Raw genomic sequence first — 6368 nt, 5'->3', positions numbered from 1 at the left:
GGGTGGTGCGGCTCCGGGGGGCTGCGGCGGTGTCAGCTGTGGCCGCCGAAGAGGCTGGTCACCGAGCCGTCGCTGAAGACCTCGTTGATCGCGCGGGCCACCAGGGGGGCGATCGGGAGGACCGTCAGCTTGTCGAACTGCTTCTCCTCCGGGATCGGCAGCGTGTTCGTCAGGACGACCTCGGAGATGCGCGAGTTCTTCAGGCGGTCCACCGCCGGACCCGACAGGACACCGTGCGTGGCCGCCACGACGACACGGCTCGCGCCGTTCTCGAACAGCGCGTCGGCCGCCTTCAGGATCGTCCCGCCGGTGTCGATCATGTCGTCGACGATCACGCAGGTGCGGCCCTCGACGGCGCCGACGACGTCGAACACCTTCACCTCGTTGGCCACGTCCGGGTCGCGCTTCTTGTGGATGATCGCCATCGGCACGCCGCCCAGCCGGTCCGACCACCGCTCGGTCACCCGCACCCGGCCCGCGTCCGGAGCCACCACCGTCACCTGCGAGGTGTCCAGCCGGCTCTCGAAGTGCTGCGCCAGCAGATCCAGCGCGAACAGATGGTCGACCGGGCCGTCGAAGAAGCCCTGGATCTGCGCCGTGTGCAGGTCGACCGTGATCAGCCGGTCCGCCCCCGCGGTCTTGAACAGATCCGCCATCAGCCGCGCCGAGATCGGCTCGCGGCCCCGGTGCTTCTTGTCCTGGCGGGCGTACCCGAAGAACGGCGCGACCACCGTGATCCGCTTGGCCGACGCGCGCTTCAGCGCGTCCACCATGATCAGCTGCTCCATGATCCACTGGTTGATGGGAGCGGTGTGGCTCTGGATCACGAAGGCATCGGAACCGCGCACCGACTCCAGGAACCGCACGAACGTCTCACCGTTCGCGAAGTCGTACGCGGACGTCGGCGTGAGCTCGACGTGGAGGTTGTCGGCTACTTCCTTGGCCAGGTCCGGGTGGGCTCGGCCGGTGAAGAGCATCAGCTTCTTCTGACCGCTCGCTTTGATCCCACTCACCTCTGACAACTCCCCCTCAATGGAACTGTGCTTCACGTGGGTTGTTGTCCCCACTCCCCGCGCACCACAAGAGTCCGGCGCACGGATGCCTGGTTTTCGTGCAGGACGCCGCTGTCCTGCACATCCCCGCCCTGGGGCGGGGCAGTCCTGATCGGACGCGCGCTACGGCGCGTCCTCCTCCCGGGCCCGGCGGGCCGCCTCCGCCGCCGGCGTCCCCTGCCGGCGGCGCTCGACCCACCCCTCGACGTTGCGCTGCCGCGCCCGCGCGACCGCCATCGCCCCCGGCGGGACGTCCTGGACGATCACCGAACCGGCCGCGGTGTAGGCTCCGTCGCCCACCGTCACCGGCGCGACGATCATGTTGTCGCTGCCGACCCGCACATGCGAGCCGATCACGCTGCGGCGCTTCTCGACACCGTCGTAGTTCACGAACACCGAACTCGCGCCGATGTTGGAGCCCTCGCCGATCTCCGCGTCGCCCACGTACGTCAGGTGCGGCACCTTCGAGCCCTCGCCGATGTCGGCGTTCTTCGTCTCGACGTACGTCCCGACGCGCGCTTTACGCGCCAGCCGCGTCCCCGGCCGCAGGTACGCGTAGGGGCCGACCGACGCCTCGGGCCCGATCTCCGCCTGCACGCACACCGCGTTGACCACGGACGCGTCCTCGCCGACGCTCGTGTCCGTCAGCGTGCACCCCGGCCCGACCCGGGCGCCCTCGCCCAGATGCGTTCGGCCGTGCAGCTGCGTCCCGGGATGGATCTCCGCGTCCTGCTCCGCGGTCACCTCGACGTCGATCCACGTGGTCGCCGGGTCCACGATCGTGACCCCTGCGCGCATGTGCGCCTCAAGGATACGGTCGTTGAGCTGCCTCCTGGCCTGCGCGAGCTGAACCTTGTCGTTCACGCCCTGGGTCTCCACCCAGTCGGCCGCCAGGTGCGCGCCGGCCCGGTGGCCGTCCCCGCGCAGGATCGCCACCACGTCGGTGAGGTACTCCTCACCCTTGGCGTTGTCGGTGGTCACACGCTTCAGCGCGTCCGCCAGCAGCGCGCCGTCGAAGGCGTACATGCCGACGTTGATCTCGTTGATGGCCCGCTGCTCGTCGGTCGCGTCCTTGTGCTCGACGATCGCCGCGACGCTCCCGTCCGCGGCCCGGACCATCCGCCCGTAACCGGTCGCGTCGGGCATCTCCGTCGTCAGGACGGTCGCCGCGTTCCCCTCGTCCTCATGTGCCTGGACGAGCGCCCGCAGCGTCTCCCCCCGCAGCAGCGGGTGATCGCCGTTGGTGACGACGACGGTGCCGTCGAGGGCGCCGGTCTCCTCCAGCGCCATCCGCACGGCATGCCCCGTCCCGTTCTGCTCCTCCTGGACGGCGGACTCGGCCTCGGGCACCGCCTGGGCGAGATGCTCGACGACCTGCTCGCGCCGGTGCCCGACGACGACCACGAGCCGCTCGGGCTTCAGCTCGCGGGCGGCGGCCAGCACATGGCCGAGCATGGTGCGCCCGCACAACTCGTGCAGGACTTTCGAGGTACGGGACTTCATCCGGGTGCCCTCGCCCGCGGCGAGAACGATGACGGCGGCCGGGCGGCTCGCAGCGCTCACAAGGAGGCTCCTCGGCATCGCGGACGGGATGGTCACGAGCGCGCCCACCTGCGCCATCACGGCACGACAGGCCACGGCGCACCCGACATGGGCAGGATACCGCCCATCCCCACCCTGTCACCCCGCCGCCCACCTCGGGGCCGGTGTCCCGCCCGCCGCGATCAATGGTGTGGGGTGGGCGGCCCCGACTCTGTATCCTTGGGCCCGGCGAGACGGGCACCCACCCCGGAGGGACGTCCGATTTGCCCCATCCCGGGTCGTCTAATGGCAGGACTGGGCGTTTTGGTCGCTCATATGGGGGTTCGAATCCTCCCCCGGGAGCCCTTCCACCTCGCGGTGACGCGTTCCGTCGGTCCGCTCATGAGAAAACCGCGCCCCGATTTTAACTCTTTGTACCCGATTCGTCGCAGATAGCCATGGCAGAGTCTGCCGATATGTCTGGGATCGGTTTAGAACGTCTGGTGCGGGCAACCGATGTGGCGTGGCGTCCGGTCACGGTCCGGGGCGCGGGCGGCACGGCCGCCGCCGCGGAGAACTTTCGGTGGGCGTTGGACGTTCGTCCTGGTATAGAGCTCTCAGGTCCTTCCGTGGTGGCCTAACAGTCATCTGTTCCGCAAGAGAGTTTTGTGGCCAAAGAGGCAGTTTCCCACTGAATTTACTCTTCCGATAGGTGCTACCTACGGTTGCGTAGGTTACGTTGGCGTAGGTAAGGCTGCCCCTAGCCACAGGAAAGTGGTGACGCATGACGGCTCCAGCCATGGATCCCCCTCGTCCGCAGCAGCGTCCGGACATCGCCCCCGAACCCCGGGGCAACGCCGAACGGGTACTCGTCGCCGTGTTCACCGGTGTGCCGTTCCTGGCCCTGTTCGCGGTGGTCCCGCTCGCCTGGGGGAGCTTCCTGGGCTGGACGGACATCGTGCTCATGGCGGTGTTCTACGTCCTGTCCGCCGGGGGGATCACGGTCGGGTACCACCGGCACTTCACCCATGGGTCGTTCAAGGCGAAGCGGGGTCTGAAGATCTTCATGGCGCTGGCGGGAAGCCTGGCCATGGAGGGTCCCGTCATCACGTGGGTCGCCGATCATCGGCGCCATCACAAGTACTCCGACAAGGAGATGGACCCCCACTCGCCGTGGCGGTTCGGCAACGACTGGAAGGCCCTGATGAAGGGGCTGGCGTGGGCGCACTACGGCTGGCTGTTCGACGGCGCCCGGACGTCCAAGCAGCGGTTCGCCAAGGATCTGCTGAACGACCGCGACATCAAGCGCATCCATCTGGCGTTCCCCGCCCTGGTGGCGGTGTCGTTCCTGCTGCCGGCGGCCATCGGGGGGCTGGTGACGATGTCGTGGGCCGGGTTCCTGACGGCGCTGTTCTGGGCGGGATTCGTCCGGATCACGCTCGTCCACCACGTCACGTGGTCGATCAACTCGATCTGTCACACGTTCGGCAAGGAGGAGTTCGAGGTTCGCGACAAGTCCCGGAACGTGTGGTGGCTGGCGATTCCGTCGCTGGGCGAGTCATGGCACAACCTGCACCACTCGGACCCGACCTGCGCACGTCACGGCGTCCTGAAGGGGCAGGTCGACATCAGCGCGCGCATCATCTGGGCGTTCGAGAAGATGGGCCTCGCCTATGACGTGCGGTGGCCGAACGACGACCGGCTGGCGGCGAAACGCACCAAGCAGGCGGTTTGACCACCACAATTGATCCCGTGACAGAACCCGCCCCCCGGCCCCGCAGAAAGCGGATGACCGGCAAAGAACGGCGTGAGCAACTCCTCGAGATCGGCAGGTCGCTGTTCGCCGCGCGCGGTCTCGACGGCACGTCGGTGGAGGAGATCGCCTCGGCGGCCGGTGTGTCGAAGCCTGTGGTGTACGAGCACTTCGGCGGCAAGGAAGGGCTGTACGCGGTCGTCGTGGACCGGGAGTTCGAGACCCTGCTGAGGCTCGTCACCGAGTCGCTGAACTCGGCGATCCACTACCGCGGGAAGCTGGAGAAGGCCGCCCTGGCACTGCTGGAGTACATCGAGGAGAACCCGGACGGCTTCCGGATCCTGGTGCGGGACTCCCACGGCGGCACCGGCACCGGCAGCTACGCCAGCCTGCTGAGCGAGATCGCCGGCGAGGTCGAGTACGTCCTCGCCCAGGAGTTCGACCGCCGGGACTACGACGACAGGTTCGCGCCCATGTACGCCCAGATGCTGGTCGGCATGGTGGCGATGACGGGCCAGTGGTGGCTGGACGTCCGCAAGCCGCGTCGCGAGGACGTGGCGGCGCATGTGGTGAACCTCGCGTGGAACGGCCTGTCGGGCCTGGAGCCGAGGCCGTCGCTGGATCCGCGGCGCCGCCGCAAGGAGATGGAGCGCCGGGAGAAGCGCGCGGAGCGGGCGGCCGCCAAGGCGGAGAGGGCCGAGGGGAAGGCCGCGGCGAGGGCGGAGAAGGCGCAGCGCCGGGGGCGGCGCGAGGTGGACGGGCTCGCCGATCCGTCGGCCTGACGCCCGTGCCTGAAATGCGGCGTGCCTGAAATGCGGCGTGCCTGAAATGCGGCGTGCCTGAGATATGGCGTGCCTGAGATATGACAACCGGTGGCCGCCCGGAGTTCGTCCGGGCGGCCACCGGCCAGGGGTCGCCGGCTTCGGGTTGCGAGGCCGGGATTCACCGGACGCCGCCCGCCCGTCCGAGCTGGCACACCGCAGGGGAACGAGTAGCGTCCCTCGGCCGGTGGGCGGCGTCCCGTCTATGGGGTTGTGGCGATCACGAAGATCCTCCGGAACGGGTACACGGTGCCGTAGGGGGCTGCGGGGTAGGCCTGCCGGAGCGCTTCCCGGTAGGCGCCGAGGAACTCGTCCGTCTCGCCCGGGTCGAGGGCGGACAGGACGGGGCGCAGGGCGGTGCCTTTGACCCATTCGAGGACGGGGTCGTCGCCGTGGAGGACCTGCGTGTAGGTGGTCTCCCAGGCGTCGACGGCGCAGCCGTGGCGGGTCAGGAGGTCGAGGTAGCCGGCCGGGCCGAGGACGGGGGCGTCGCGCTGGAGGGCGCCGAGCTTGCGGCGCCATCTGTCCGAGCGGCCCAGCTCGCGGAGGATGACGTGGCTGGGTGCGTCGTGGTTGCCGGGGACCTGGAACGCGAGCCGTCCACCCGGCGTGAGGGCGTCGGCCCATCGGGGCAGGAGTTCGGCGTGCCCGGGGATCCACTGCAGGACGGCGTTGCTGACGATGAGGTCGACGGGTCGCTCGGGGAGCCACGTGGTGACGTCCGCGACCCGGAAATCGAGCCGTCCGGGGATCTCCCGTTCGCGGGTCCGGGCGATCATCTCGGGTGAGCTGTCGAGGGCTTCGATGACCGCGCCGGGCCAGCGGGCGGCGAGGGTGGCGGTGAGTTCGCCGGACCCGCATCCGAGGTCGGCGACGCGTGCGGGGGCGGTGTCGCCGAGGCGTGCCACGAGGTCGGCGGACGGCCTGGCGCGCTCGTCGCCGAAGACCCCGTACTGGGCGGGATCCCACACGGCGGCTGCTTGTCTCGACATCAAGAGAGAGCATGCCCGACCCGTATCTTGATGTCAAGAATCCTTCGGGTCCAGGTCACGGGCTCAGGTCACCGGCTCAGGTCACGGGCTTAGGTCACCGGCCTAGGCCGTGTTTAGGAAGTCCGGTTCGGGCGGCATGTCGCATCCAGAGATGAGTGAGGTCTCCGGTAGATGGATCAACGACCAAGAAGACCATCAACACCGGAGACCTCGTGCCCAGCGTATCGAT

General features: G+C 69.0%; 5 protein-coding genes and 1 tRNA gene. 3 read left to right on the top strand and 3 right to left on the bottom strand.

The window, feature by feature from the left end:
• Positions 1-32 precede the first annotated feature (32 nt).
• Entirely contained in the window at positions 33-1013 is a 981-nt protein-coding gene (locus tag E1285_RS42430) for a ribose-phosphate diphosphokinase (protein ID WP_132160518.1), read from the bottom strand.
• Positions 1014-1175: 162 nt separating this feature from the next.
• The gene (gene glmU, locus E1285_RS42425; protein WP_279510129.1) at positions 1176-2615 is read right to left on the bottom strand and encodes a bifunctional UDP-N-acetylglucosamine diphosphorylase/glucosamine-1-phosphate N-acetyltransferase GlmU; all 1440 of its coding nucleotides are present in this window, start codon (positions 2613-2615) and stop codon (positions 1176-1178) included.
• A gap of 250 nt (positions 2616-2865) precedes the next feature.
• On the opposite strand from glmU, the gene E1285_RS42420 reads away from it, so the two are divergent.
• The 3 genes from E1285_RS42420 (at position 2866) to E1285_RS42410 (ending at position 5108) form a co-directional block, all read left to right on the top strand.
• Positions 2866-2936, top strand: a tRNA-Gln gene (locus tag E1285_RS42420).
• 421 nt (positions 2937-3357) lie between these two features.
• A complete protein-coding gene (locus E1285_RS42415; RefSeq protein WP_132160516.1) occupies positions 3358-4308 on the top strand; it encodes an acyl-CoA desaturase in 951 nt (316 codons plus the stop codon).
• Positions 4309-4325: 17 nt separating this feature from the next.
• Positions 4326-5108 (top strand): TetR/AcrR family transcriptional regulator, encoded by a 783-nt coding sequence (locus E1285_RS42410; protein ID WP_243723441.1) that lies wholly within the window; start codon positions 4326-4328, stop codon positions 5106-5108.
• A 242-nt stretch (positions 5109-5350) separates the two neighbouring features.
• Here the strand turns inward: E1285_RS42410 and E1285_RS42405 are convergent, their stop codons facing one another.
• Complete coding sequence (locus E1285_RS42405; RefSeq protein ID WP_132160514.1) at positions 5351-6139, bottom strand: trans-aconitate 2-methyltransferase; 789 nt, start codon at positions 6137-6139, stop codon at positions 5351-5353.
• Positions 6140-6368 lie beyond the last annotated feature (229 nt).

The sequence above is a fragment of the Actinomadura sp. 7K507 genome (genome assembly GCF_004348425.1).
GTDB lineage: Bacteria > Actinomycetota > Actinomycetes > Streptosporangiales > Streptosporangiaceae > Spirillospora.
Note: the sequence above shows the minus strand (reverse complement) of the source record. Positions and strands in the feature narration are given on the sequence as shown.